Source organism: Kitasatospora sp. NPDC005856 (assembly GCF_040629945.1).
GTDB lineage: Bacteria > Actinomycetota > Actinomycetes > Streptomycetales > Streptomycetaceae > Kitasatospora.
In genome coordinates, this window is record NZ_JBEXWT010000080.1 from 1 (window position 1) to 25,822 (window position 25,822).

At 74.2% G+C, this 25,822-nt stretch carries 26 protein-coding genes; 13 read left to right on the top strand and 13 right to left on the bottom strand.

The window, feature by feature from the left end; translation table 11 throughout:
- Window positions 1-474, top strand: a 474-nt coding sequence (locus tag ABZ449_RS32900) for an oligopeptide/dipeptide ABC transporter ATP-binding protein (RefSeq protein ID WP_360353469.1), incomplete at its 5' end; no start/stop codon positions are given.
- 55 nt (window positions 475-529) lie between these two features.
- On the opposite strand, the gene ABZ449_RS32905 is transcribed toward ABZ449_RS32900, so the two are convergent.
- The 5 genes from ABZ449_RS32905 to ABZ449_RS32925 form a co-directional block, all read right to left on the bottom strand.
- On the bottom strand, window positions 530-2,242 hold the full coding sequence (locus tag ABZ449_RS32905; protein ID WP_360353471.1) for an ABC transporter family substrate-binding protein: 1,713 nt from the start codon (window positions 2,240-2,242) through the stop codon (window positions 530-532).
- Between the two features lie 150 nt (window positions 2,243-2,392).
- Window positions 2,393-4,828 (bottom strand): peptidoglycan binding domain-containing protein, encoded by a 2,436-nt coding sequence (locus ABZ449_RS32910; protein ID WP_360353473.1) that lies wholly within the window; start codon window positions 4,826-4,828, stop codon window positions 2,393-2,395.
- Window positions 4,829-5,072: 244 nt separating this feature from the next.
- Window positions 5,073-5,531: a DUF6113 family protein gene (locus ABZ449_RS32915; protein ID WP_360353474.1), complete on the bottom strand. Its 459-nt coding sequence runs from the start codon at window positions 5,529-5,531 to the stop codon at window positions 5,073-5,075.
- Window positions 5,528-6,436, bottom strand: coding sequence for an N-acetyl-1-D-myo-inositol-2-amino-2-deoxy-alpha-D-glucopyranoside deacetylase (gene mshB / locus ABZ449_RS32920; RefSeq protein WP_360353476.1), 909 nt, complete (start codon window positions 6,434-6,436; stop codon window positions 5,528-5,530). Before mshB ends, ABZ449_RS32915 begins: the two co-directional genes overlap by 4 nt.
- Window positions 6,437-6,467: 31 nt before the next feature.
- Window positions 6,468-6,662 (bottom strand): DUF2304 family protein, encoded by a 195-nt coding sequence (locus tag ABZ449_RS32925; RefSeq protein ID WP_049658010.1) that lies wholly within the window; start codon window positions 6,660-6,662, stop codon window positions 6,468-6,470.
- Between the two features lie 312 nt (window positions 6,663-6,974).
- On the opposite strand from ABZ449_RS32925, the gene ABZ449_RS32930 reads away from it, so the two are divergent.
- The 5 genes from ABZ449_RS32930 to ABZ449_RS32950 all read left to right on the top strand — a co-directional run bounded on the left by ABZ449_RS32930 (window position 6,975) and on the right by ABZ449_RS32950 (window position 12,493).
- Window positions 6,975-9,128 carry a prolyl oligopeptidase family serine peptidase gene (locus ABZ449_RS32930; RefSeq protein ID WP_360353477.1) on the top strand — a complete coding sequence of 718 codons (2,154 nt, stop codon included), beginning with the start codon at window positions 6,975-6,977 and terminating at the stop codon, window positions 9,126-9,128.
- A gap of 195 nt (window positions 9,129-9,323) precedes the next feature.
- Window positions 9,324-10,310, top strand: a complete 987-nt coding sequence (locus ABZ449_RS32935; protein WP_360353479.1) for an ABC transporter ATP-binding protein — start codon at window positions 9,324-9,326, stop codon at window positions 10,308-10,310.
- Window positions 10,307-11,029 (top strand): ABC transporter permease, encoded by a 723-nt coding sequence (locus ABZ449_RS32940; RefSeq protein WP_360353481.1) that lies wholly within the window; start codon window positions 10,307-10,309, stop codon window positions 11,027-11,029. Before ABZ449_RS32935 ends, ABZ449_RS32940 begins: the two co-directional genes overlap by 4 nt.
- 8 nt (window positions 11,030-11,037) lie before the next feature.
- The gene (locus tag ABZ449_RS32945) at window positions 11,038-12,288 is read left to right on the top strand and encodes a histidine kinase (RefSeq protein WP_360353483.1); all 1,251 of its coding nucleotides are present in this window, start codon (window positions 11,038-11,040) and stop codon (window positions 12,286-12,288) included.
- A 70-nt stretch (window positions 12,289-12,358) separates the two neighbouring features.
- Window positions 12,359-12,493: a hypothetical protein gene (locus ABZ449_RS32950; RefSeq protein ID WP_360353484.1), complete on the top strand. Its 135-nt coding sequence runs from the start codon at window positions 12,359-12,361 to the stop codon at window positions 12,491-12,493.
- Window positions 12,494-12,576: 83 nt separating this feature from the next.
- Here ABZ449_RS32950 and ABZ449_RS32955 read toward each other — a convergent pair whose 3' ends face one another.
- The gene (locus ABZ449_RS32955) at window positions 12,577-13,068 is read right to left on the bottom strand and encodes a GNAT family N-acetyltransferase (protein ID WP_360353486.1); all 492 of its coding nucleotides are present in this window, start codon (window positions 13,066-13,068) and stop codon (window positions 12,577-12,579) included.
- A complete protein-coding gene (locus ABZ449_RS32960; RefSeq protein ID WP_360353488.1) occupies window positions 13,065-14,021 on the bottom strand; it encodes a MerR family transcriptional regulator in 957 nt (318 codons plus the stop codon). Before ABZ449_RS32960 ends, ABZ449_RS32955 begins: the two co-directional genes overlap by 4 nt.
- Window positions 14,022-14,081: 60 nt before the next feature.
- On the opposite strand from ABZ449_RS32960, the gene ABZ449_RS32965 reads away from it, so the two are divergent.
- Entirely contained in the window at window positions 14,082-14,711 is a 630-nt protein-coding gene (locus tag ABZ449_RS32965; RefSeq protein ID WP_360353490.1) for a response regulator transcription factor, read from the top strand.
- A gap of 30 nt (window positions 14,712-14,741) precedes the next feature.
- Here the strand turns inward: ABZ449_RS32965 and ABZ449_RS32970 are convergent, their stop codons facing one another.
- Together ABZ449_RS32970 and ABZ449_RS32975 are read right to left on the bottom strand one after the other, a co-directional pair.
- A complete protein-coding gene (locus tag ABZ449_RS32970) occupies window positions 14,742-15,614 on the bottom strand; it encodes a transglutaminase-like domain-containing protein (protein ID WP_360353492.1) in 873 nt (290 codons plus the stop codon).
- Window positions 15,615-15,719: 105 nt separating this feature from the next.
- The gene (locus ABZ449_RS32975; protein ID WP_360353493.1) at window positions 15,720-16,601 is read right to left on the bottom strand and encodes a GNAT family N-acetyltransferase; all 882 of its coding nucleotides are present in this window, start codon (window positions 16,599-16,601) and stop codon (window positions 15,720-15,722) included.
- A gap of 291 nt (window positions 16,602-16,892) precedes the next feature.
- On the opposite strand from ABZ449_RS32975, the gene fdxA reads away from it, so the two are divergent.
- Together fdxA and dapC are read left to right on the top strand one after the other, a co-directional pair.
- A complete protein-coding gene (gene fdxA / locus ABZ449_RS32980) occupies window positions 16,893-17,219 on the top strand; it encodes a ferredoxin (RefSeq protein WP_030061559.1) in 327 nt (108 codons plus the stop codon).
- Window positions 17,220-17,239: 20 nt separating this feature from the next.
- Complete coding sequence (dapC, locus tag ABZ449_RS32985; protein ID WP_360353495.1) at window positions 17,240-18,388, top strand: succinyldiaminopimelate transaminase; 1,149 nt, start codon at window positions 17,240-17,242, stop codon at window positions 18,386-18,388.
- A 96-nt stretch (window positions 18,389-18,484) separates the two neighbouring features.
- Here the strand turns inward: dapC and ABZ449_RS32990 are convergent, their stop codons facing one another.
- Both ABZ449_RS32990 and ABZ449_RS32995 read right to left on the bottom strand, forming a co-directional pair.
- Entirely contained in the window at window positions 18,485-19,288 is an 804-nt protein-coding gene (locus ABZ449_RS32990) for a hypothetical protein (protein ID WP_360353497.1), read from the bottom strand.
- A 302-nt stretch (window positions 19,289-19,590) separates the two neighbouring features.
- A complete protein-coding gene (locus ABZ449_RS32995) occupies window positions 19,591-20,661 on the bottom strand; it encodes a hypothetical protein (protein WP_360353499.1) in 1,071 nt (356 codons plus the stop codon).
- 155 nt (window positions 20,662-20,816) lie between these two features.
- On the opposite strand from ABZ449_RS32995, the gene dapE reads away from it, so the two are divergent.
- Window positions 20,817-21,893: a succinyl-diaminopimelate desuccinylase gene (dapE, locus tag ABZ449_RS33000; protein WP_360353501.1), complete on the top strand. Its 1,077-nt coding sequence runs from the start codon at window positions 20,817-20,819 to the stop codon at window positions 21,891-21,893.
- A 111-nt stretch (window positions 21,894-22,004) separates the two neighbouring features.
- Window positions 22,005-22,814, top strand: a complete 810-nt coding sequence (locus tag ABZ449_RS33005; protein WP_360353503.1) for a TIGR00730 family Rossman fold protein — start codon at window positions 22,005-22,007, stop codon at window positions 22,812-22,814.
- Window positions 22,815-22,837: 23 nt separating this feature from the next.
- On the opposite strand, the gene folP is transcribed toward ABZ449_RS33005, so the two are convergent.
- Window positions 22,838-23,650, bottom strand: a complete 813-nt coding sequence (gene folP, locus ABZ449_RS33010) for a dihydropteroate synthase (protein ID WP_360353529.1) — start codon at window positions 23,648-23,650, stop codon at window positions 22,838-22,840.
- Between the two features lie 181 nt (window positions 23,651-23,831).
- Here folP and ABZ449_RS33015 point away from each other — a divergent pair, with 181 nt between their 5' ends.
- Entirely contained in the window at window positions 23,832-24,275 is a 444-nt protein-coding gene (locus ABZ449_RS33015; RefSeq protein WP_360353505.1) for a DivIVA domain-containing protein, read from the top strand.
- A complete protein-coding gene (locus tag ABZ449_RS33020; protein WP_360353507.1) occupies window positions 24,272-24,865 on the top strand; it encodes a DNA-3-methyladenine glycosylase I in 594 nt (197 codons plus the stop codon). The genes ABZ449_RS33015 and ABZ449_RS33020 overlap by 4 nt, the downstream gene beginning before the upstream one ends.
- Before the next feature lie 41 nt (window positions 24,866-24,906).
- On the opposite strand, the gene ABZ449_RS33025 is transcribed toward ABZ449_RS33020, so the two are convergent.
- The gene (locus ABZ449_RS33025) at window positions 24,907-25,707 is read right to left on the bottom strand and encodes an enoyl-CoA hydratase-related protein (protein ID WP_360353509.1); all 801 of its coding nucleotides are present in this window, start codon (window positions 25,705-25,707) and stop codon (window positions 24,907-24,909) included.
- Window positions 25,708-25,822: the final 115 nt, after the last annotated feature.

Here is a 25,822-nt window from a genome sequence, read left to right on the forward strand (position 1 = left end):
ATCATCGCGGACGAGCCCACCACGGCCCTGGACGTGACGGTGCAGGCCCAGGTGATGGACCTGCTGGCCGAGCTCCAGGCCGAGTACAACATGGGGCTGATCCTGATCACCCACGACCTGGGCGTGGTCGCCGACGTCGCGGACAAGATCGCGGTGATGTACGCGGGCCGGGTCGTCGAGACCGCCCCGGTCCGGGAGCTGTACGCCCGGCCCGCGCACCCGTACACCAGGGGGCTGCTGGACTCCATCCCCCGCCTCGACCAGAAGGGCCGGAACCTGCACGCCATCAGGGGCCTGCCGCCGAGCCTGCTGAGCCTTCCGCAGGGCTGCGCCTTCAGCCCCCGCTGCGACCGCGCGCAGGACCGCTGCCGTACCGAACTCCCGCCGCTGACACCGGTGACCAGCGAGTACGGGACGGAGCTGGCGGGCCGCCGCAGCGCCTGCCACTACTGGCGCGAGACGCTGCACGGCTGAGGCCGAGGCTGAGGCTGAGGCTCAGCCCGGGCCCGGCCTCAGCCTCGGCGGGCGGCTACTTCACGAAGCCGACGTTCTCCCAGACGATGTCGGACAGGCCCTGGGCGCCGATGTTGGCGAGGTCGGCGCGGGCCCCGTACAGCTGCGGGCGCTGGTAGAGCGGCAGGACGCCGGCCACCTTCCAGAGCTCGCCGTCGGCCTGGTTGATCGCCTCGGAGGCGGTGGCGGCGTCGGCCGCGGCGGCCGCCCGGTCGAGCGCGGCGTCCACCGCGGGGCTGCCCGCGCCGACGTGGTTGGTGCCGCCGCTCTGGACGAAGTTGGCGCGGTTGCCGCTGGCCGGGAAGGGGGTGCCGATCAGCGAGTAGGCGGCGATGTCGAAGTCGTTGCGGTTGACGTACCTGTCGAAGAACTCGTTGGCGGGGGCGGTCACGGTGGTGACCTTGATGCCGACGTCCTTGAGCATCCTGGTGGTGTTGGCGGCCTCGGCCTGGGCCGGGGTGACGCCGGCCGGGACGACCATCCGCAGGTTCAGCTCGCGGCCGTCCTTCTTCCGTACGTCGCCGTCCAGCTTCCAGCCGGCCGCGTCCAGCTTGCGGGCGGCCTCGGCGGGGTCGTAGCGGGCCAGGCCCAGGGAGTTGTCGCGGTAGCCGTTCTGGTTGGTGACCAGCAGGTGGTTGTTGAGCGGGACGGCCGGCCAGTCCAGGCCGCTGAGGTCGGAGCGGATCACCACGTCCCGGTTGATCGCCTGGAAGACGGCCTGGCGTACGGTCGCGTCGCCGAGCGCGGGGGTGCGGGCGTTCAGGGTGAGCTGGCGGAAGTCGGGCCCGCCGGCCCGGCGCACGGCGGCACCCTTGGTGTTCTTGACGATCTGGTAACCGGCCACGTCCGGGCCGATGTTGACGAGGTCGAGCCCTCCCTTGGCGAAGGCCTCGGGCATCGCGTCGGGCAGCATCGCGTGGAAGACGATCCGGTCCAGCATCGGCTTGTCGCCCCACCAGGAGGGGTCGGCGACGAGCGTGACGGTCTGGGCCGCGCGGTCCAGCTGCTCGACCTTGAACGGGCCGGCGGTGACCGGGAAGCCGTCCAGGTAGGCGGAGTTGAACAGCTCCGGGGTGGAGATCCGGCCGGCGGGCAGCAGCGGCGCGTTGCCCGCACTGTTGAACATCGACTGCCACTCGGAGAACGGGTGGTCGAAGGTCATCACGGCCTGGAAGTCGTCCTTGCCGCGCTCCACCGCGGAGACCAGCTCGAAGCCGGTGCTGCTGGAGGACTTGTAGGCCGGGTCCTTCCCGTTCAGGGCGCGCCAGTTGGCCTCGATGTCGCGCCAGGTGATCGGGGTGCCGTCGGACCAGTGGGCCTTCGGGTTGAGCGTCCAGGTGACCACCTGCCGGCCGTCCCTGATCTCGGCGTGCGCCTCCTGGAGGTAGGCCGGGTTGGGGGTCTGGGTGCCGGCCGCGTCCGAGCGGAAGAAGGTCGGCAGCAGTGGCTTGCTGACCATGACGGTCGAGGACTCGCTGCCGTCGGTGTGGATCGGCGACCACTGGCGGGAGAACTGGGCGATCGCCAGGTTCAGGGTGCCGCCCTGGCGCAGCTGGGCCCGGTCGTGCGGGTTGATGTCCAGCGAGGTGAGCTTGGGCGTGGCGAGGGCGGACGGCGCGGCGTCGGCGCCGTCCTGGCCGGAGGTGCAGGAGCAGAGCGCCAGCGAGAGGGTGAGGGCGGTGAGACCGGCGAGCAGGGCCGTCCCGTGGTGCTGGAGGCGGCGGCGCATCGGCGTGCTCCCGGGGGTGGATGTGGCGGGTGGTGTGGCGTCACATCTTGCTGACCGGGAGGGGTGTTGTCGAGGGGCGGGCCCGGATGCGGGCCCGCCCCTCGTGCGGCGCGGGTTCGGCGGAGGCGAACGCGCCGGACGTCGACGGCGTCAGACCACGAACTTGAAGGTGCGGTCCTTGTCGCCGGTCTTGTCGAACACCGAGGTGATGCCGTCCGCGACGTCCTGCGGGGTGATCACGGCGACCTGGCCGTTCTTCTTGACCTTCACCTTGTCGAACACGGTGCCCAGCTGGGCGGCGAGCGCGTCGACGTCCCACTTGGGCACGATCTTGCCGGAGGCGTCCGGAACCAGGGTGAGCACCTTGGAGGCGGTCTTCGGGCCGAAGTCCCAGGACTTGGCACCGGCCACGACGTGCACCTTGCCGGAGGCCACCTGCTTGCCGAGGGTGTCGGCGGCGCCCTGGAGGGCCTGGGTGGAGATCTTCGGCTGGGCGGCCGTGACGGCCAGGGCGATCGGCTGCTCGGGCTTGCCGTCGGCGCGGTCGCGGTAGGCCTGCGCGATCACGTCCAGGGCGCTCGCCGAGTCCACCGCCTGGCCGGCCCGGCCGGGGACGACGATCGGCTCGCCGTTGTCGCCGAACTTGACGTAGCCCTCCTGGAGGCCCTGGCCGGAGCCGGCCGCGAGGGTGTCGAGGGCGGCCTTGAGCTTGGCCTTGTCGACCTTGACCTCGGGGGCGACGGTCTTGGTGCCGCCCTTGAGCGACTTGAAGACGTCCATCGGGTTGTAGCTGTGCTGGGCCAGGCCGTCCACGGTGGCGGTGGTGTCGAAGCTCAGGCCGGCGACCGCCGGGTCGAGGTCCACGGCCTGGTCGCCGATCTTCAGCTTGAGCGGCTGCTGGCCGGCCTTGCCGACCGACTCGTCCAGCTGGTGGATCGCCTGGTCGCGGCTGCTGCCGCCGATCTCGGCGCCGAGCACCACGGTGCCCTTGGGGACGTCGGACTGGTTGAGCATCAGGCCGGTGCCGTACGCGGCGGCGCCGAGGAACAGCACCGCGCCGATGCCGTAGCCGCCCAGCTTGACCAGCTTCTTGCCGGCCCCGCCGCGCTTGGCCTTGGCGGGGGTGGCGGGCTCGGTCTTGGTCTCGGCGGGGGCCGGGGCCGGAGCGGGGACGGGCTTGGCGGCGGCCTTGCCACCCTTGCCGCCCTTCTCGCCCTTGGAACCCTTGCCGCCCTTGGGGCTCTTGGCGTCCTCGGTGCCTTCGGACCGGACGCCGGGCGTCGGGGCCGGCAGCGGGGTGACGGCGGTGGCCTCCGGGTCGCCGCCGGGCTGCTGGGCGGTGCCGGGCGCGCCCGGGAAGAGGGCGCCGGGGCCCGCCGGAGCGGCGGGGACGTCCTGGCCGTGGCCGGGGGCGGCCGGGCGCTGGGCGGCGAACGGGTCGGTGCCGGTCGGGGCCGAGGCGAACAGACCCGGCTGCGGACGGCCGTCGGCGCCGTGCGGGGCGCCGTTCCGGGGCAGGCCGGGTATCGCGGCGGGCGGCGGGGTGGTGTCGCGGATCGGCGCGAAGCCGTCGACGGAGGTGTCCTCCGGGTTCGGCTCGGCGACCGGTACGGCCTGCGGGTGCGGTGCGGGCGCCGGGTGGCCGTTCGGCTGGAAGCCGTTCTGCGGGCCGGGCTGCTGCGGGCCGCCCGGCCGGTTCCCACGCTGCCGGCCGTTCTGGTGCTGCCCGTTCTGGTGCTGCCCGTTCTGCTGTCCGCCGGTGCGCTGACCGCCGTTGCGCCGGGGCAGGCCCTGCGCGCCGGCGTCGGGCACGGAGGTGCCGAACGGGTCGGTGACCGGCGCGAACGGGTCCGCGGCCTCGTACACGCCGGGCTCGTCCACCGGGGCCTCGGCGGGCAGCGGCGCGGCGGGCGCGGCGGCCGGGTTCGGCTGCTTGCCCTGGGCGGGCACCGGACGGCCGTTCGGGGCGGCGCCGTTGGCGCGGGCGGCCCGGCCCGCGGCCGGGCGGGCACCCTGCGGGCGCGGCTCGGCGGCGGGGCCGGGTGCGGCCGGGGCCTCCGTCGCTCCCACGGCACCGGCCGGCACGGTGGCCGGAACGGGCTCGGCGGTCGCGGCCTTCTTCTGGCGCGGACGGAACCAGGCGCCGGTGGACTCCGACTCCGAGGTCGCCGGCGGGATCGGCGGGATCTGCCACTCCGGCGGCAGGTTCGGCGGGGCGGCCTGGGGGCCGCCGTCGTCCATCACACCGAGGACGGGCGAGGCCGGCGCGGAGCGGTGCCGCGGGGCGCCCGGGTCGGCGGTGGCGGCCGGGGCGTCATCGCCCGGGCCGTCCTCGTTCTTGACGGTGCTGCGGACGACGACCGGCGGGATCGGACGCGAGCCGGGGATGTTGATCCGGACCCGGGTGGTCAGGGTGGTCTCGGTCTTCGGACCGTCGTCCTCGCCGCCCGACGCGGTGCCCGGTCCGGCGTCGGCCCGGTCGCCGCCGGGGCCCGGCGTGCCGTAGGGCGGGGTGCCCGACGGGTAGGCGTCCGGACCCGTGCGCCGCGGCGTCGGGTGGGCGTTGTCAGATTCGCGGCTGCTCAATGCTGCTCTGCTCCGGGTTCGCGGGCGGGCCGTGCGGCGCGACCGCGGTTCGTGGTCGCCGGGCCTTGACTGGGGCGGGCGGCGGTCGGGTACGGCGTTCTGCGGGACCACCATACTGGGAAGAACTGAGCGGCGAACGGCTTCGGACAGATCCTGATACGTCCGGTTCCTCCGGTATGAGAGTAAGGCCGTACGCTCCTGACTGCTCGTCGTACGCGGTACGGTACGCCGTGCACGACCCCGGTCAGCGCGGGGGGCCGGGCACCCCGGGGAACCAGCCGGCGCGGGTGGGCAGGGTGGCGCAGATCACGCCGAGCACCGAGCCCGCGAACAGCCAGGCCAGCGACGTGGCGTTGGACCACAGCACGTTGTCGCCCTCGGGCCGGGGCACGATCAGCAGCAGCATCGCCAGGAACCAGCCGGCCGCGGGCACGCCCGCGCCGAGCCGGGTGCCGGTGACCCGCAGGCCGCCGTAGAAGGTGGCGGCGGTCGCGGCGAGCGCCAGCAGGACTCCGACCGGCGGCCACAGGGCCTGCACGAAGGATCCGCAGATCGACACCGCGGCACCCAGCAGGAAGAACAGGACATAGGCCGCGATCCGGGCGGCGCGCGGGGGCTGGGACTCCGCCAGTCGCTCCTCGCGGGTGCCGAGGACGGCGGCGGCGAGGGTGCGGCGCGGCGGCGGGGCGACGGTCTTGCTCATCGGGTGCCCTCCTCGGCGTGGGCTGCGTCGAGCGGAAGGCCGGCGAACAGGTCGTCCTCCGGCTCGCCCGGCCCGGCCTGGCCGTGCACCAACTGGTAGTACTCGGTGGCGAACAGCGGCTGGGCGAGGTCGTTGGAGAGCGCGAAGAAGGCGCCGTCCACGGTGATCTGGGTGGCGTGGGCGGCCATCGCGGCGGCCTTGCGCCCCGCGTGCGCGGCGCCGTCCAGCACGGTGGTGACCACCTCGTCGTCGACCACGCCGGGGACGTCGGAGGGCTGGGCGACGCCCGGGAAGGACGCCTTGGCGGCGGCCTCGGCGAGCCCGGCCCCGATCACCGAGCGGGGCATCCGGTTCCAGTACACCTTGGCGATCCGCCAGGCCGGGCCCAGCTCCGGCCGGTGCGCCGGGTCGGCGGCCAGCTCGTACGCGCGCGTCGCGACCCGGTGCGCCTGGACGTGGTCCGGGTGCCCGTAGCCGCCGTCCGGGTCGTACGTGACCAGCACCTGCGGGCGCACCTCGCGGATCACCGCGACCAGGTGGCCGGCCGCCTCCTCGACGTCCGCCTGCCAGAAGCAGCCGGGCACGTCGTTCTCGGGCACGCCCATCATCCCGGAGTCGCGGTAGCGCCCCGGGCCGCCGAGGAAGCGGAAGTCGCTCACGCCGAGGGCGCGCATCGCCTCGGTCAGCTCGCCGATCCGGTACGCGCCGAGGGCGTCGTCCCGATCGGCCGTCAGGTGGGCCAGCTCCGGGGGGATCACCTCGCCGCCCTCGCCGAGGGTGCAGGTCACCAGCGTGACCCGGGCGCCCTCGGCGGCGTACCGGGCCATGGTGGCGCCGTTGCCGATCGACTCGTCGTCGGGGTGCGCGTGCACCAGGAGGAGGCGGCGGCCGGTAGTCGCGGTCATGGGAGGAAGCCTAACGACCGCCGGGACGGGGTCAGAGCCTCAGGCCGTTGATCATTCCGGCGAGGTTGCTGGTGACCTGGCTGATCGACGGGGCGATCGAGCTGGAGGCCAGGTAGAAGCCCAGCAGCGCGCAGACGATCGCGTGGGCCAGCTTCAGGCCGGACCGGCGGATCAGGATCACCACGATGACCAGCATCAGCACGGCGGCGGAGATGTTCATGGCCATGTCGGCTCACACCCCTTCTCGGGCACGCCGCCCGGGGGAGGGCGGCGAGGGACGGTGCGGGACTGGGGGCTGCGGGTGGCCGCGGTCCGGGACGGGGCCGGGCGGTCGCCCGCGCGACAAGTCATACCCGATGGGTGAGGGTGTCATTACCCTCGGTGAGTCCTCGCGCGCCGGGGCATCGTGGCATTCGAGGGGCGCGTGGGCCGGTCGGAGGCGGTTTGGACCTCTTTGGGGCGTACTTGGTGACGATGCTCCGAACGAGTGATCAACGGACGCCCGGGGGCGGTGGTCCGGCGTCATAAGGTCTGGGCCATGACCTCCCACACCTCTGCCGACACCTTCCCGCGGCAGTACGCGCGGACCCTGCGCTACACCGTCGGCGCGCCCCGTTCCTTCTCCGTCGCGCCGGACGGCTCGCGGGTCGTCTTCCTCCGCTCGCGATCCGGCCGCGACCGGGCCAACCTGCTCTGGACCCTCGACACCGCCACCGGCGAGGAGCGGATCGCCGCCGACCCGGCCGCGCTGCTCGGTGGCGGCGAGGAGGACCTCTCCCCGGCCGAGAAGGCCCGCCGCGAGCGCAGCCGCGAGGGCTCGGCCGGCATCGTCGGCTACGCCCTCGACGCGGCCGGGAAGCTGGCCGCCTTCGCGCTCTCCGGTCGCCTGTTCACCGCGGACCTGGCCACCGGCACCACCGCCGAACTGCCCGCCGAGGGACCGCTGCTGGACCCGCGCCCGTCCCCGGACGGCGTCCACGTCGCGTACGCCAACACCGCCGGCGAACTGCGGCTGACCCGCACCGACGGCAGCGGCGACCGGGTGCTCGCCGAGCCGGACGGCCCGAACGTCACCTGGGGCCAGGCCGAGTTCATCGCGCAGGAGGAGATGGACCGCGACCGGGGCTTCTGGTGGTCCCCGGACGGTGACCGGCTGCTGGCCGAGCGCGCCGACGACAGCCCGGTGCGCCGCTGGTGGATCGCCGACCCGGCGAACCCGGACCGCGAGCCCGCCGAGGTCGCCTACCCGGCGGCCGGCGGCGCCAACGCCGAGGTCGGGCTCTGGCTGCTCGACCTGCACGGCGGGCGCACCGAGGTGGTCTGGGACCGCGAGGCCTACCCGTACCTGGGCCGGGTGCACTGGTCGAAGGGCGGCGTGCCGCTGCTCCTGGTCCAGAGCCGCGACCAGCGCGGCCAGCGGATCCTCGGACTCGACGCCGCCACCGGCGCCACCGAGGTGCTGCACGAGGAGAAGGACGGCGTCTGGCTGGAGCTGTTCCCGGGCGCACCGGCCTGGACCCCGGACGGCAAGCTGGTCCGGATCTCCGATGAGGGAGGGGTGCGGGCGCTGGTGATCGGCGACCGCGCCGTGACCGGGGCCGACCTGCACGTCCGCTCGGTCGTCGCGGTCACCGAGCGGGAGGTGTTCTTCGGCGCCTCCGGCGGTGCCGAGGAGACCGACCCCGAGCCGGGCTGGATCGGCGTCGGCCGGATCAGCCACGACGGCACCCGACTGAGCTGGGAGTCGGCCAACGGGCGGCCTTTCACCTCCGTCACCAGCGCGGTGCACGGCGGCGGGATCACCGTCCGGGCCACCGCCGAGCCCGACCTGCCCGGCTCCCTGGTCCAGGTCGCCCGGGACCTGCCCGAGGGCCTGGCGGTCGACGACGTCGCCACCGTCGCCTCGTACGCCGAGACCCCGGTCATCACCGCCCGCCCGGTCTTCCGCTTCGCCGGCGAGCGCCGCATCCCGACCGCCGTCTTCCTGCCCACCGGCTACGACCGCGAGCGCGACGGCCTGCTGCCCGTCCTGATGGACCCGTACGGCGGCCCGCACGGCCAGCGCGTCGTCCAGGCGCACAACCCGCACCTCAACTCGCAGTGGTTCGCCGACCAGGGCTTCGCGGTGGTCGTCGCCGACGGGCGCGGCACCCCCGGGCGCGGGCCGGCCTGGGAGAAGTCGATCGCCTTCGACTTCGCCGGGGCCACCCTGGACGACCAGGTGGACGCGGTGCGGGCGCTCGCCGGGGAGTTCCCGCTGGACCTCGACCGGGTCGCCATCCGCGGCTGGTCGTACGGCGGCTACCTCGCCGCGCTCGCCGTGCTGCGCCGCCCGGACGTCTTCCACGCGGCGGTGGCCGGGGCGCCGGTGACCGACTGGGAGCTGTACGACACCCACTACACCGAGCGCTACCTGGGCGACCCGGCCGAGCGGCCCGAGGTGTACGCCGCCAACTCGCTGAGCGGGTACGCGGCCGGCCTGGAGCGCCCGCTGATGATCATCCACGGGCTGGCGGACGACAACGTGGTGGCCGCGCACACCCTGCGGCTGTCCTCGGCGCTGCTCGCCGCCGGTCGCCCGCACACCGTGCTGCCGCTGTCCGGCGTCACCCACATGACCCCGCAGGAGGAGGTCGCGGAGAACCTGCTGCTGCTCCAGGTCGACTTCGTGAAGCGCTCGCTGGGGCTGTGAAGACCCTCTGACCAGCCCTTTCCGGGCCGGTACCCGGTGACGCGGGTACCGGCCCGCGGCATGACATCCGTCATGTCGAAGGCACGACGGCGGACACTGCCGCCGCCCCCCGCCCGCGCGGGACCCTGAGGAGGTGCGAACAGCACCGACCGTGACACCACGAGGGTGACACCATCAGGGGAGAGGAGCCGGGCGATGGTTACCGAGGTGGCCGCCTTCCGCGGCGTGGGCAAGAGCTACGGGCGGGTGCGCGCCGTGGACGGACTGGACCTCGTGCTCAGGCCGGGCGAGACCGTCGCCCTGCTCGGGCCGAACGGCGCCGGGAAGTCCACCAGCCTGGACCTGCTGCTCGGCCTGCGCGAGCCCGACCGGGGCAGCGTGACCCTGTTCGGCGGCGCCCCGCGGGCGGCGATCGAGGCCGGCCGGGTCGGCGCGATGCTGCAGAGCGGCGGGCTGATGAGCGACGTCAAGGTGCGCGAGCTGGTGCGGCTGGCCTGTGACGTGCATCCGCGCGGTCGGTCGGTCACGGGGGTGCTGACCGACGCGGGGATCACCGAGCTGGCGGAGCGGCGGGTCGACAAGCTGTCCGGCGGCCAGGAGCAGCGGGTCCGCTTCGCCCTGGCCATCGCCGGCGACAACGACCTGATCGTGCTGGACGAGCCCACCACCGGCATGGACGTCGGCGTGCGGCAGTCGTTCTGGGCGAGCATGCGCGCCCAGGCCGACGCCGGGCGCACGGTGCTGTTCGCCACCCACTACCTGGAGGAGGCCGACTCGATCGCCGACCGCGTGCTGGTGCTGCACCGCGGCCGGCTGATCGCCGACGGCACCTCGGCGGAGATCAAGGCGCGGGCCGGCGCCCGCCGGATCGCCTTCGAACTCCACGACGCGGACGGCGGGTTCGAGGAGTCCGTGCTGCGCACCCTGCCGGGTGTGTCGTCGCTGGACGTCACCGCGAGGGTCCCGGGGACGCGGACGGTGCGGATCCGGACCGCGGACGCCGACGCCACCGTGGCCGGGATCTACCGGGCGGGCCTCTACCCGCGCGGGCTGGAGGTCACCGGCGTGGGCCTGGAGCAGGCCTTCCTGACCATCACCGGCGAGCTGGACCGCGAGGACGGCGGCGGGACCGGCACCGACAGCGCCGACGTCGCGGGCGCGGAGAAGGAGAGCGTGCGATGACCACCCTGATCAGGCTGGAGATCCTGCGGACCCTCCGCAACCGGCGCTACCTGCTCTTCACCATCGCCTACCCGGCGCTGATGTACTTCTTCTTCATCAACGCCTACGGCTCCACCAGCCTCGCCGGAGGCCTGCCGGTGAAGACCTACTTCATGGTCTCGATGGCCACCTTCGGCGCGGTCGGCGCGGTGCTGACCGGCAGCGCGCAGCGGATCTCGCTGGAGCGCAAGAGCGGCTGGGTGCGCCAGCTGCGGCTGACCGCGCTGCCCGGCCGGGCGTACACCGTCGGCAAGATCGCGGCGACCGCCGTCACGACGCTCCCGGCGATCCTGGTGGTCTTCGCGGTCGGCGCGAGCCAGGGCGTCTCGCTGAGCGGGCCGCAGTGGCTCGGGCTGGCGGCCGCGCTCTGGCTGGGCAGCTTCGTCTTCGCCGCGCTCGGCGTGGCGCTCGGGTACGCGGCGGCGCCGGACGCGGTGCAGCCGATCGTGATGATCACCTACATGGCGATGGCCCTGCTCGGCGGCACCTGGTTCCCGGTGAGCGGCTCGCTGGAGAGGTTCGCCCGCTTCAACCCGGTGTACCTGTACAACGAGCTGGCCACCTTCACCCAGCCCGGGCACTCCCTGGACACCGTCGCGGTCGCCGGGCTGGCCGCCTTCCTCGTGGTGTTCACCGCCGCCGCGGCGGCCCTGTACCGCCGCGACACCCGCCAGGCATGATGATCGACATGAGCGACGCGCGCCAGGCCCACCGCACCGACGAACCGCCGGAGGTGGGCGTGGCGCGCGCCTCCTTCATGAACGTGCCCGGATCCCCGGTGGAGAGCAGGCGCCAGCTGCTGGTCAAGGTCGCCTGGATGATGCTGTGGATGCTCTACCTGGCCTACCCGGCGGGCGACCTGCTGAACGGCGGCCACACCACGGCCGGGACGGTGCTCGGCTGGTGCTGCCTGGCGGTCTTCGTGGTCTCCTACGTGCTGCTGGTGATCTTCCGCTCGCAGGCCGGGATGCGGCCGCGGGCCTGCCTGGTGGTCGTCGCGACGATGACCGTGCTCGCGGTCGTCTCGTCCTTCGTCCTCGGCAGCGCCTTCCTGACCATGTTCATCTACGCCTCGGTGTGCGTCGCGGTCGTCACCCCGCTGAAGTACGCGCTGCGGGCGCTGCTCGGCATGGCCGTCCTCACCGCCGCGACCGGCCAGCTGATCCACGCCGGCATCGACGGCATCACCACCTTCGCGCTCAGTGCCTTCCTCTCCGGCGTCGCGATGACCGGTCTGCAGCGGCTGGTCGCCACCATGAAGGAACTGCGCGAGGCCCGGGCCGCGGTCGCCCACCTGGCCGCCTCCGAGGAGCGGCTGCGGCTGGCCCGCGACCTGCACGACCTGCTCGGGCACTCGCTCTCCCTGATCACCCTGAAGAGCGAGCTGGCCGGACGGTTCATGGACGCCGGCAAGGACGAGGCGGCGCGGGCGCAGGTCGCCGACATCGAACAGGTCGCCCGGCAGTCGCTGATCGACGTCCGGGAGGCGGTGACCGGCTTCCGCCGCCCGACCCTGCCGGTCGAACTGGCCGCCGCCCGTACCGCGCTGGCCGCCGCGCAGGTCCGGCTGGAGGCCGCGCCGGAGCTGGTGGACGCCTGGCCGTCGCTGGCCGACGAGGAGACGGGCGCGCTGGCCTGGGCACTGCGCGAGGCCGTCACCAACGTGGTCCGGCACGGCGAGGGCGCCACCGTCTGCACCGTGACGGCGGACGAGAGCTGGGAGGCGAGCGGCGAGCGCTACGCCGTCCTGGAGATCACCGACAACGGGCGCGGCCCGGGCAAGTCCCAGCCGGGCAACGGCCTGGCCGGGCTGGAGGAGCGGCTGGCCCTGGTCGGCGGGCGGCTGGAGACCGGGCCGGGGGAGCGGGGGAGGGGCTTTCGGCTGCGGGCCTCGGTGCCGCTGCGGACGGCGTCCGCCGGCCCTTCGAACTCCCGCTAGAGCGCGGGCGCGTCGAGTCCCGCTGCCTCCACGGGGAACCCGGGCGGCCGCAGTGACCGTCGAACCGGACATGCCCACCGTTCTCATCATCGGATTCGACCCGCACACCGTGCCCGGCGTGGACGGCGACGCCGTGCGGGCCGCCCTCGCCTTCAACACCAGCCCCGCCGACAGCGTCGAGGCCGCCCTGCGCCGGCTGCCGTAGCGGGAAGTCGACCCGGCCGACTTCCCGTGCCGTCGGTCCCGGCCGATGGTGCAGCCGGTCGGCGGACGACGGTCGGTGTGGTGTCAGCGGAGGCCGGCCAGGCCGCGGCGGTAGGCGAGGGCGGGGCGGCCGTCGAGGAGGAACTCGTGGTCGAGCGCGAATCCGTTGCGCAGGAGGACGGCCTGGGAGGCGGGGTTGTCGACGGTGGTGACGGCGGTGAGGGCGGTCAGGCCGTAGGCGGTGGCGGCGAGGCGGCAGGCCTCGGCCACGGCGGCCTTGGCGATGCCCCGGCCGGTGGCGGATTCGGCGATGCGGTAGCCGATCTCGGCGCTGCCGTCGGCGAGGTCGACCAGGTTGACGCGGCCGACCAGCAGGCCGGCCGCGTCGCGGACGAGGTGGAACCGGCAGGTGCCCTCGGCCTGTTCGGCGAGGAGGGCGGCGTGGCGGTCCGCGAACCCGACGAAGTAGGCGTCGCCGCGGTCCGGGATGCTGCGGGCGAAGAAGGCGCGGTTGGTGCGCTCGAAGGCCAGCAGGGCCTCGGCGTGGTCGGGGCGCAGCGGTTCCAGGGTGATCATCGGGCCAGTCTGGCCCGCAGGGCCTCGGTGAACCACTCGAATACGTCCCGCAGGCCCTCCGGGACCGGCCAGCCGTTGATGGTCGCCATCAGCTGCCAGTAGCGCTCGGCGCGCGGGTCGTCGGCGGTCCCGAGCCGGTCGAACAGCCACTGCCGCAGCGCGGCGTCGTCCGGGCGGCCGAAGGCCTCGGCGTAGGCGGCGGTGAGGGTGGCGACGACCGGGTCGGCGTCGGCGGAGGCGGGGGCGACGCCCGCGGACAGCGCGGCCCGGACCTCGGTGGTCACGGTCGCGGTGAGCGCGTGGTGCAGACCGGAGCGGTCGCCGTCGGCGCGCTCGGCGGCCTGCTGTTCGGCCATCGCCCGCACCGCCGCCCGGAAGTCCGGGTCCTGGACGAGTTCGCCCAGTTCGACCCAGGCCTCGACCTGCTCCGCCCGTGGCTCGTCGGGCAGTTCGGGCATGGCCGAGCGCATCATGGCGACGAACTCCGGATTGGCGTCCAGGCCGCCGAAGGCCTCGTCGATGAAGTCGTCGATCAGGCGCCGGCGTTCGGCGTCGGAGAGCTTGGCGAGCTTGTGCATCAGTCTCATCTCCTCGGGTGTGGAACCGCGTTGGGCGACGGCGAGCAGCACCGCCCGGCGCAGCCGGAGCGTGCGGATCTGCAGCTCCAGCGCCTCGGCGTGCGCGGCGGCGACCTCCCGCAGCGGGGCCTCCCGCAGCGGGGCCTCCCGCTCCAGCACCCGGCGGATCGCGGGCAGGTCGAGCCCGAGCTCGCGCAGGGTGCGGACGAGGTCCAGCCGGGCGAGCGCGTGGACGTCGTAGCGCCGGTAGCCGGCGGCGGTGCGGTCGGTGGGCGGCACCAGGCCGGTGTCGGCGTAGAACCGGATGGCCTTGACGGTGAGTCCGGTGCGCCGGGCGAGGTCGCCGATCGAGTAGAGGGTGTCGCTGCCGTCCATGCGGTCCACCTTGGCGTCTCCCCCCGGGGGAGACTCAACCCCGCCCTCTAAGGTCGTGCCATGAACGACACTGACAACGGGGCCTCGATCCGCGTGCTGCTCGCCGAGGACCAGGGGATGGTCCGGGAGGCGCTGGCCGCGCTGCTCGGGCTGGAGGGGGACATCGACGTCGTCGCGCAGGTCGGCCGCGGGGACGAGGTGGTGGCGGCGGTGCTCGCGCACGACGTGCAGGTCGCCGTGCTGGACATCGAGATGCCGGGGATGACGGGCATCGAGGCGGCCGCCGAGCTGCGCGGCCGGGCACCCGGGACGAAGGTGGTGATCGCGACCACCTTCGGCCGGCCCGGCTACCTGCGCCGGGCGATGGAGTCGGGCGCGGACGCCTTCCTGGTGAAGGACGCGCCGGCCGCCGAGCTGGCGGAGGCGATCCGCCGGGTGCTGCGCGGCGAGCGGGTGATCGACCCGGCGCTGGCCGCCGCCGCCCTGGCCGAGGGCGCCAACCCGCTGACCCCGCGCGAGCGGGACGTGCTGGGCGCGGCCGCCGACGGCGCGGTGAACGCGGACATCGCCCGGCGGCTGCACCTGTCCGAGGGGACGGTGCGCAACTACCTGTCGATGGCGATCCAGAAGACCGAGGCCCGCAACCGCACCGAGGCGGTCCGGATCGCCCGCGAGAAGGGCTGGTTGTAGGGCCCGGCCGACACCCCCGGGCGCGGCGGGTCAGTTGAGCCGGTGCCGGGCCGCCCGGGCCTCCTGCCGGACCTTGGCGGCGGTGCCCGGGTCGAAGGTGTCCAGGATCCGCGCGTAGGCGTCCATCTCCGCCGATCCGCCGAGGAAGTCCCCCGTGCGGACGAGGAGTTCGGCCCGCTCCAGACGCAGCTGGGCGGGGTGCCGGGGCAGCAGCAGGGCGAGCTCGGTGGCCCACAGCTGGGTGCGGGCGTGCTCGGGGCGGTCGGCGGCCCAGGCCCGGATGTTGCCGAGCACCCGCAGCACGATGTCCAGCGGCTGGGCCGGGGTGAGCATGGCGGGGGTGAACTCCTGCCCGGCGGCGGCGACGAGCCGTTCGGCGTCCTCCGGGTCGAGCAGCCGTCCGCCGTGGAAGGGGTCGGCCAGGACGTACTCCTCGCCACCCGCCGGGCCGCCCACCGCGACGATGAAGTGGCCGGGCAGCGCGATGCCGTGGACGGTCAGCCCGGCCCGCCGCCCGACGGCCGTCCACACCAGGGAGAGCGTGATCGGCAGTCCGCGCCGCCGCCGTAGCACCTCGGGCAGCAACGAGGACTCCAGGCGCCGGTAGTCCGACTGCCGCCCGTGGAAGCGCTCCCGCCCGCCGAGCACCGCGGCGAGCAGGGCGGCGGTCTCCTCCGGCCCAGTGGGCGCCCGCTCGGCGACGGCCTGCCGGACGGCCGCCGCGTGCCGCTCCAGCGCGGCCTCGCAGGCGGCGAGCAGCGCGTCCACGCCGGGCGGTTCACCGGGGTCGCCGGGGTCGGGCACCATGCCGTGCTCGGCGGCGGCGAGCAGGCACAGCAGCACCGGGTCGGGGTGCTCGGTGCGGGCGGCGGTCCGGAAGCGGTCTCTGCTCTGCTCGGTCACGGTGACGGCGACGGCTTTCGTACGGCGGACGGACAAGGCGGCGGACGAACGGGCGGACGAACGGGCGGGCGGACGGGCGGGCGGGCGGGCGGTACGGCCTGGCGGCTACCCCTGGGGAAGAAGGGCGTAGTGGTAAGTGTGACTGGTCGTGAAGCCGAGTCCGTCGTAGAGGGCGATCGCCCCCGCGTTCTCCGCCTCGACCTGGAGGTACCCGCCGCTCGCCCCCTCCTCGGCCGCGCGCGAGGCGAGCACCGCCATGACCGCCGTCGCCAGCCCGGCCCGCCGCGCGTACGGCTGGACCTCGATCGCGCCGAAGCAGGCCCAGTCGCCCTCGATGACACAGCGTCCGATCGCCAGCGGCGGCTGCCCGGGGGCGCCCGGCACGGTGGCGAACCAGACGGAGGGCCCGCCGTGCAGCACCTGCCGGGCCGCCTCCTCCACCGCCGGGTCGTCGCCCACCCGCCGGTACACCGACAGCCACCCGTCGTCCGCGGTCCGCGCGAGCCGCACCCTCCCCCGGCCTCCGGTCGGGGGGACCCCCGTCGTCCCGGCGCCGGCCCGGGAGAGTCCGGCCAGCGGGGCGGTGCGGACCAGGGTGGGCGCGTACCCGGCCCCGAGCCGGTCGAGCTCGGCGACCAGCGCCGCCGGGGAGCCGGGGGAGATCACCTCGACGTACGCGGGCAGCCCGCGCGCCGCGTACCAGGCCCGGACGGCCGCCAGCGCCTCGGGCAGCGGCAGCCCCGGGTCCCCGAGCGCCTGGACGGAGTTGGCCCGCCGGGTGAACCCGGCCGAGGCGCGCAGCGTCCACTCGCCGAGCGGCTCCTGCTCGGCGGCCGGCCAGCCGCGCCCCGCGATCCGCTGCAGCTCGACCGGTGCGGTGACCGGCAACGGGGCGCGCCGGGCCGGAAACGGCGGCACGACCTTGCCCGCGACCAGCAACTTCTCCGGCAGGAACACCGGAGCGCCGGAGCGCGGGACGACCGTCAATCCATGATCGTCCCACGATGTGAGCACCCCGATCGAATCCCGGAACACCGGCCGCTCGTCCACGAACTCCGCAAGGCGCCGGACCGACACGCGTCGTCCCACGTCAGAGCGGTCTATCCGGACCTCCGGACGGTCGCCGACCGGGTTGACCGTCGCCATCTGGCCACCTCCTGTGCATTTGCGGTCTCCGACCCGCGATACTAGGGGCGGGCATCGACGACGCCGCGCTCACACCGCGCACGGCAGCAGAACAGAACGGGCCACCAGGCCCTTCCGAGGAGGAACGACAGCGTGACCTACGTCATCGCGCAGCCTTGTGTCGACGTGAAGGACAAGGCGTGCATCGAAGAGTGCCCGGTTGACTGCATCTACGAGGGCGAGCGATCGCTCTACATCCACCCGGATGAGTGTGTCGACTGTGGCGCGTGCGAGCCGGTCTGCCCGGTCGAGGCGATCTTCTACGAGGACGACACTCCGGAGGAGTGGAAGGACTACTACAAGGCGAACGTCGAGTTCTTCGACGACCTCGGTTCGCCCGGTGGCGCCTCGAAGCTGGGCCTGATCGAGCGTGACCACCCGTTCATCGCCGCTCTGCCGCCGCAGAACGCCGACCACTGACGATCGGTGGCAGAACAGCTGTGAGCACCAACAGCACGCGCGCGCCGTTCCCGGGCCACCCGGGGGCGGCGCGTCGCGTTTCGGACAAGCTTCCCGTCTTCCCCTGGGACAAGCTGGAGCCGTACAAGGCGACCGCCCTCGCCCACCCGGGCGGACTCTGCGACTTCTCCGTCGGCACCCCGGTGGACCCGGTTCCCGAGGTGATCCAGAAGGCGCTGGCCGCGCACACCGACACGCCCGGCTACCCGACCGTCTGGGGTCCGCTGGAGCTGCGCGAGGCGATCGCCGGCTGGCTCCACCGCCGGCTCGGCGCGCGGATCGGCCCGCAGGCCGTGCTGCCGACCGTCGGCTCCAAGGAGCTGGTGGCCTGGCTGCCGACCCAGCTCGGCCTCGGCCCCGGCGACCAGGTCGCCTACCCGCGCCTGGCCTACCCGACCTACGAGGTCGGCGCCCGGCTGTGCGGCGCCGAGCCGGTCGAGTACGACTCGGTGGACGAGCTGGACGGTTCCCGGGTGCGCCTGCTCTGGGTGAACTCGCCGTCCAACCCGACCGGCCGGGTGCTGGGCGCGGACGAGCTGCGCCGCGCCGTCGAGTGGGCCCGGGAGCACCGGGCCCTGTTGGTCAGCGACGAGTGCTACCTGGAGCTGGGCTGGGAGGCCGACCCGGTCTCCGTCCTGCACCCGGACGTCTGCGGCGACGGCCACGAGGGCCTGCTGGCCGTGCACTCGCTCTCCAAGCGCTCCAACCTGGCCGGCTACCGCGCCTCCTTCGTGGCGGGCGACCCGGTGGTGGTCAAGGAGCTGCTGGAGGTGCGCAAGCACGGCGGCATGATCGTGCCGGCGCCGGTCCAGGCGGCGACGGTCGCCGCGCTCGCGGACGACGCGCACGTGGCCGAGCAGCGCGAGCGGTACGCGGCCCGGCGCTCGGCGCTGCGGGCGGCGCTGGAGGCGTACGGCTTCCGGATCGAGCACTCCGAGGCGAGCCTCTACCTGTGGGCGACCCAGGACCGCCCGTGCTGGGAGACGGTGGCCGAACTGGCCGCGCTGGGCATCCTGGTGGCGCCCGGCGACTTCTACGGGCCGGCCGGCGACCGCTTCGTGCGGGTCGCGTTCACGGCGACCGACGAGCGGGTCGCCGCGGCCGTGGAGCGGCTGGGCGCGGCGCGCTGACCGCACCCGGAGGACCGTACGGCGAAGGGGGCCGGTGTCACGGACACCGGCCCCCTTCGGGATCCTCCGTCGCGGGATCCTCCGCGCGGACGGTGGTTACAGCGGCAGGCCGTTGAGGCCGCCGCCGTTGAGAGCGCCCAGCACGCCGCCGAGCGGGCCGAGCGCGCCGGTCAGGCCGGACAGCGGGCTGTTCGCGCCGAGGTCGGCACCGCCGAGGCGGTTGGCCGACCCGTGCTCGGCCAGGCCGAGCACGTCCGTGGCGGGCAGGTCGGCCGGCAGGGCGCGCTCGACCGAGCCGAGCGGCAGCGCACGCTGCACCGCGCCCACGGGCAGCGCGTCGGCGACGGCGGTGCCGCCGGGGACGGCGCCGGTGAGCGTCTCGGCGCCCGGCACGGCCTGGGTGACCGAGCCGGTCCGGGTGAGTCCGTCGAGCGCGCCGGTGCCGGCGGTGGCGCTGCGGGTCTCCGCGCTCTTGCCGGTGACGGCCTCGCCGAGCTTGCCGGCGAGGGCCGAGGCGACCTTCGGGGTGACCGAGGAGAGCCGGCCGGCCGTCGCCGCGGTCTCGTCGACCGGGGCGGTCAGCGAGCCCGCCTTCTCGTTCGCCTCGGGCAGCTGCTGGGCGACGATGTTGCCGGCGGCGTCGGCGGAGGCCGGTACGCCCGCGGCGACGGTGGCCGCACCGGTGGTGCCGGCGGCTTGGCCGAGCTGGTGGGTGGTGTGCTGGAGCGTGGAACCGGTGTCGGTGTTGGTCAGCTGGCCCAGCGGTGCCGCGAGGTCGCTCTTGGGCAGGAGGGCGTCCCCGCCCAGGGCGGACGCGGAGCCGGCGGCGAGCAGCGGGGTCGCTCCTGCGGCCACGACGAGCGCGGCCTGGGCGATCCGGCGCGTGAGGGGGTGAGACATGGGGCTCCTCGAAGGGGTCTGGGTCCGTCCCGTCCGCCCAGGGACCGGGCGTGGCCGACCGGGCGGACGACGTTGTTACCGCTTGAGAAGCCAGAAGGTTTCGGCCGGTGCAAGGAAACTTCCTGACCGACCATCGGATCGTACGACCACAGCAGGGCGCCCGCCGGGACCGGTGGGACGCCGTCGAACCGGCCCCGGCCAAGGGGAGTGACGGTTCTCCAGTACGGGCCGCCGGAACGGGGGATCGGTCCACCGGGGTTGACCCGAATCACCCGTCCGGCGGCAACCCGAACGCCTGTGCGTCAGCCCTTGTCGGCCGGGGCCAGGGTGACCTGGACGAGCTTGGTCGAGGTGCCCGAGGTCTGGGTCTGCCAGCCGTCCTCGGACTTGGACTTGCGCCAGATCTTCCCGTCGTAGGCGACCGTCGCGATGCCCAGCTGCTGGGCCTGGGCGACCGCCCAGTGGGCGACCTCCCAGCCGCTCGCCCGCTCGGCGCTCACCCCGCCGTCCGCCCCCGGGTCCGAGGAGGAGGTCAGCGCGGCGGTGGCCGGGTCCGGGGTCAGCGAGACCGCGTTCTCGGCGCCCTTGATGGTCGAGGTGTAGCCGGTCGCCGGGGCCACCGTGCGGCCGAACTCCCGGCGCACCCGGTCGGACAGCACCTGGGCCCGGTCCCCGGCCGCGGCCGGGGCGGCGGTCGCGCCCGGGGTCGCACCGGGGGAGGCGGAGGCGGAGTCCGCGGGGTCCGGCTTGGCGTAGTCGTGCACCACGCAGGAGAAGGAGGCGGGCTCCCGGCCGGCCAGCGCCGAGGTCAGCAGCGTCGCCTTGGTCTCGTGCTTGGCGTAGGCCTGCGGGTAGCCGCTCTTCTGCACCGTCTGCGCGGCGTCGGTCAGCGGCATCCGGGTGTAGCCGGGGACCTTGACCAGGCCGTCCAGGAACTTGTTGGTCGCGTACACCGGGTCCGAGATCTGCGCCGGGGTGCCCCAGCCCATCGACGGCCGCTGCTGGAAGAGGCCGATCGAATCCCGGTCGCCGCCCGCCAGGTTGCGCAGCTTGGACTCCTGCATGGCGGTCGCCAGCGAGATCGTGGTGGCCCGGTCCGGCAGCCCGCGCGAGCGCGCCACCGCGGCGATCGTCGCGGCGTTCGCGGCCTGCGGCAGCTCCAGCGTGCCGTTGCCGGCCGCGGTCTTCACCGAGCACTCCTCGGAGACGCCCGGCTTGAAGCCGAACCACCAGATCCCGACCACGGCCAGACCGGCGACCAGGGCCAGCCCGAGCAGCCCGACGATCACCATCAGCAGGGCGCGCAGCGGCCCGCGGCGGCGAGTGGGCTCCTCCTCGTCGCCCAGCTCCTCGCTGCTCCTTCTCCTGGCCACCGTCGCCCCTCTCGCGCCTGCTCCTTGATCCGACACCGTACCCACTCGGACGGATGTGCGGCGCCCCCCGGTTGCCGAACCGAGCCCGATCCGTGTCCCGGGCGGCCGCCGGGCGGACCGGGCCGCGGACCGGGCCGCGGACTAGGCTGGCGCCCATGAGCAGCCCGAACCCGACGCCCCTGGACCTCACTCTCGACGGCGGCACGCTGACCGCCCGCCTCGTCGACTTCCCCTCGGTGAGCGGCGACGAGCAGGCGCTCGCCGACGCCGTGGAGGCCGCGCTGCGCGGCTACCCGCACCTCACCGTGGACCGCCACGGCAACAACGTGGTCGCCCGGACGAACCTGGGCCGGGCCGAGCGCGTCGTCCTGGCCGGCCACCTGGACACCGTGCCGATCGCCGACAACCTCCCCTCGTACGTCGAGGGCGACCTGCTCTACGGCTGCGGCACCTCGGACATGAAGTCCGGCGTGGCCGTCCAGCTGCGCCTGGCCGCCACGCTCACCGAGCCCAACCGCGACCTCACCTTCGTCTTCTACGACTGCGAGGAGGTGGAGGCCCACCGCAACGGCCTGGGCCACCTCGCCAAGGACCACCCGCAGTGGCTGGCCGGAGACTTCGCGGTGCTGATGGAGCCCAGCGGCGGCATCGTCGAGGGCGGCTGCCAGGGCACCCTGCGGGCGCAGGTGCGGCTCACCGGCGTGCGCGCCCACGCGGCCCGCAGCTGGCTCGGCGACAACGCCATCCACCACGCCGCCGAGGTGCTCACCCGGCTCGCGGACTACCGGCCCCGCCGGGTGGAGATCGACGGCCTGGAGTACCGCGAGGGCCTGAACGCCGTCCGGATCGACGGCGGCGTGGCCGGCAACGTGATCCCGGACGAGTGCGTCGTCACGGTCAACTTCCGCTACGCGCCGGACCGCAGCGAGGCCGACGCGGAGAAGCACGTGCGCGAGGTCTTCGACGGCTTCGAGCTGACCGTCACCGACTTCGCCGCGGGCGCCCTGCCCGGCCTCTCCCAGCCGGCCGCCCAGGCCTTCCTGGCGGCCACCGGCGGCCAGGCCCGGGCCAAGTTCGGCTGGACCGACGTCGCCCGGTTCAGCGCCCTCGGCGTCCCGGCCGTCAACTACGGCCCCGGCGACCCGAACCTGGCGCACAAGCGCGAGGAGCACTGCTCGCTGAGCGTCATCGCCGCGGTCGAGGAGCGGCTGCGCGCCTGGCTGACCAGCTGAGCCGCGCGCGGCGCCGGTCGTACGGGCCGCGGTCGAACGCCATCTTCCGGATGCTCAACCGACCTTCCCCCGTTGCCTGAAAACGGGGGAAGGCGGGCGTAGGGTTTCGTCATGACAGGCACAGGAGACGAGAAGCGCTACGGTCACGGCCCCGAGCAGGTCGGGGTGCCGCGGAAGAAGAAGGCCTGGCCCGAGAAGCAGAAGGGCCCGGTGCTGGTGCGCCGGGACCAGGTCGGCACGAGCACCACGGACCAGCGCCTGCTGGACACCACCGGCCCCACCGACTGGCTGCACACCGACCCGTGGCGGGTGCTGCGGATCACCTCCGAGTTCGTCGAGGGCTTCGGCGCGCTCGCCGAACTCCCGCCCGCGATCAGCGTCTTCGGCTCCGCCCGGACCCCGGTCGACTCGCCCGAGTACCAGGCGGGCGTGGCCATCGGCCGGGCCCTCGCCGAGGCCGGCTACGCGGTGATCACCGGCGGCGGCCCGGGCGCGATGGAGGCCGCCAACCGCGGCGCCTCCGAGGCCGGCGGCCTCAGCGTCGGGCTCGGCATCGAGCTGCCCTTCGAGCAGGGCCTCAACGAGTTCGTCGACCTCGGACTGAACTTCCGCTACTTCTTCGTCCGCAAGACGATGTTCGTGAAGTACGCGCAGGGCTTCGTGGTCCTCCCCGGCGGCCTCGGCACGCTGGACGAGCTGTTCGAGGCGCTCACCCTGGTGCAGACGAAGAAGGTCACCCGCTTCCCGGTGATCCTCTACGGCAGCGCCTACTGGGGCGGCCTCTACGAGTGGCTCAAGAACACCCTGGTCGAGCAGGGCAAGGCGGCCCCGCACGACCTGGAGCTGTTCCACATCACCGACGAGATCGACGAGGTCATGAAGATCCTCGCCGACGCCCGCCGGCCCGCCGGCGAGATCTAGGCCCCACGCCGTTCGGTCGGGCCCTAGGCCAGCCCCCGGCGGGCGACCGCCGGGGCGCGGGTGCCCCGGATCGAGGCGACCATGTCCAGCACCTGGCGGGTCTCCTCGACCTGGTGCACCCGGTAGACCCGGGCACCCAGCCAGGCCGAGACCGCGGTGGTGGCCAGGGTGCCGAGCAGCCGCTCGTTCACCGGCTTGTCCAGGGTCTCGCCGACGAAGTCCTTGTTGGAGAGCGAGACCAGCACCGGGAAGCCGGTCGCGGTCATCTCCGGCAGCCGCCGGGTGGCCTCCAGCGAGTGCCGGGTGTTCTTGCCGAAGTCGTGCCCCGGGTCGATGATCACCGCGTCCCGCCGCACGCCCAGCTCCACCGCGCGCTCGGCCAGTCCCACGGTCACCCGCAGGATGTCCGCCATCACGTCCTCGTAGCCGATCCGGTGCGGCCGGGTGCGCGGCTCGGCGCCGCCGGCGTGGGTGCAGACCAGCCCCGCGTCGTACCGGGCGGCCACCTCGGCGAGCTTCGGGTCCACCCCGCCCCAGGCGTCGTTCAGCAGGTCCGCGCCCACCTCGCAGACCGCCTCGCCGACCTCGTGCCGCCAGGTGTCCACGCTGATCACCGCCTCGGGGTGGCGCTTGCGCAGCTCGGCCACGAAGGGCACGGTGCGCCGCAGCTCCTCCTCGACCGTGACCTCGTCGCCCGGCCCGGCCTTCACCCCGCCGATGTCCAGGATCGCCGCGCCCTCGGCCATCGCCCGGTCGGCGGCGGCGAAGGCGGCCTCGTCCGCGAAGGTCGCGCCCTTGTCGAAGAACGAGTCCGGCGTCCGGTTGACGATCGCCATGATCACCAGCTCGTCGTCACCGAATTCCCGCGGTCCCAGGCGCAGTGCCACCGATGTCTCCTCCACAGCTCCTGCGGGTGCGATGATGGCCCCCGGCCTCACTAGGGGACCATGCTGTCATGATCAGTGTGGTTACCTGCCACCACATAGCGGACCGGCCGGGAGTTCGGGAGGACAGCTCGTGTTCTGGGTGATCGTGGTCGCCATGGCCGTGGTGGTCGGTGGTGCCGCCCTGGTGGCGCTCGGCGGGGGCGGATCGATGCCGGAGGCGGTCCCGGACCGCATCTCCGCGCGACTGCCGCAGGACCGCCCGCTGGGCAAGGCGGACGTGGACGAGCTGCGCCTGCCGATGGCGCTGCGCGGCTACCGGATGGACGAGGTGGACGACGTCCTGGACCGCCTCGGCGCCGAACTCGCCTACCGCGACGCGCGGATCGCCGAGCTGGAGGCCGCCGCCCACCTGCGCGGCGCGGCCGAGGCGACCACCGCCCCCGACCCGGCGGCCGAACCGCTGCCCGGCCTGGAGCAGTTCGCCCAGGTGGTCGAGCCGGCCGCGGTGCTCGCCGAGCAGCCGGCAACCGGGGAGCGGGCTCCCGAGGACGCGAAGCCGGGGACGGACGCGTGACGGAGCCGGTCCAGGGCGCGGTGCTCGGCGCGGACGGGCTGCGCCGCTGCGGCTGGGGCGACTCCACCGACGACTACCGGGTCTACCACGACACCGAGTGGGGCCGCCCGGTGCACGGCGACGACGCGCTGTTCGAGCGGGTCTGTCTGGAGGCCTTCCAGTCCGGCCTGTCCTGGCTGACCATCCTGCGCCGCCGCGAGGGCTTCCGGGCCGCGTTCGCGGGCTTCGAGATCGCCGAGGTCGCCGAGTTCGGCGAGGCGGACAAGGAGCGGCTGCTCGCCGACGCCGGCATCATCCGCAACCGGGCCAAGATCGAGGCGGCGATCGCCAACGCGCGGGTCGCCCGCGATCTGGAGGGCGGCCTGGACGCGCTGATCTGGCGGTTCGCCGGCGCCCCGGACCGGCCGGCCCCCCGCACGTTGAGCGAGGTGCCGGCCGTCACGCCGGAGTCGACGGCGCTGGCGAAGGAGCTGAAGAAGGCGGGCTTCCGCTTCGTCGGCCCGACCACCGCCTACGCCCTGATGCAGGCCTGCGGGCTGGTCGACGACCACCTGGCGGACTGCCACGTCCGCACCGGCGGCAAGGGCTGACCACCGGTCCGGACCGAGGGTCCGGACCGGACCCGACCGCCTCAGCGGCCCAGGTACTCGGGCTTCTCCTTGGAGATGAAGGCGCGCACCGCGATCCGGTGGTCCTCGCTCTCGCCCGCCAGCGTCTGCAACTCGTCCTCCTTGTCGAGGAGTTCGTCCAGCGAGTGGGAGGCGCCGTACGCCAGCGACTCCTTGATGGCGCCGTAGGCGACGGTCGGTCCCTCGGCCAGCTCGCGGGCGAAGACCCGGGCGGCGGCGGCGAGTTCCTCGGCCGGCACCACCTTGGTGGCCAGGCCCAGCTCCACGGCCTCGGCGGCCTTGACCGTCCGGGGGAGCATCAGCAGTTCGGTGGCCTTGGCGTGCCCGACCAGCCGGGGCAGCGTCCAGGAGGCGCCCGAGTCGGCGGTCAGCCCGATCCCGGCGAAGGCGGTGTTGAAGCCGGCCCGCTCGGACAGGAAGCGGAAGTCGCAGGCGAAGGCGAGCGAGGCGCCGGCGCCGGCCGCCACCCCGCCGACCGCGGCGACGGTCGGCTTGCGCATCCCGGCCAGCGCCCGCACCAGCGGGTTGTAGTGCTCGGCGACGGTCCGCAGCGCGCCCTCGCCGGTCTCCTCCGCCCGCTTCAGCATGGCCAGGTGCTCGTTCAGGTCCTGCCCGACGCAGAAGGCCCGCTCGCCCGCCCCGGTCAGCAGGACGGCCCGCACCGCCGGGTCCGCGGCCGCGGCGGTCACGGCGTCGCGCAGCGCGATCTTGGTGGCGACGTCGAGCGCGTTCATCGCCTCCGGGCGGTTGATGGTGATGACGGCCAGGCCGCCGTCCAGCTCGTACAGCACGGAATCGGACATGGGTGAGGGCTCCCGGGGTCGTGGCGGTGTCAGTCGTGTGTGTCAGGATGCCGGAGCACGCGGGGGCCTGGGGAGTGTGACGTATCGCACCTTCCGGTGGTGTCCGTGCCGCCGC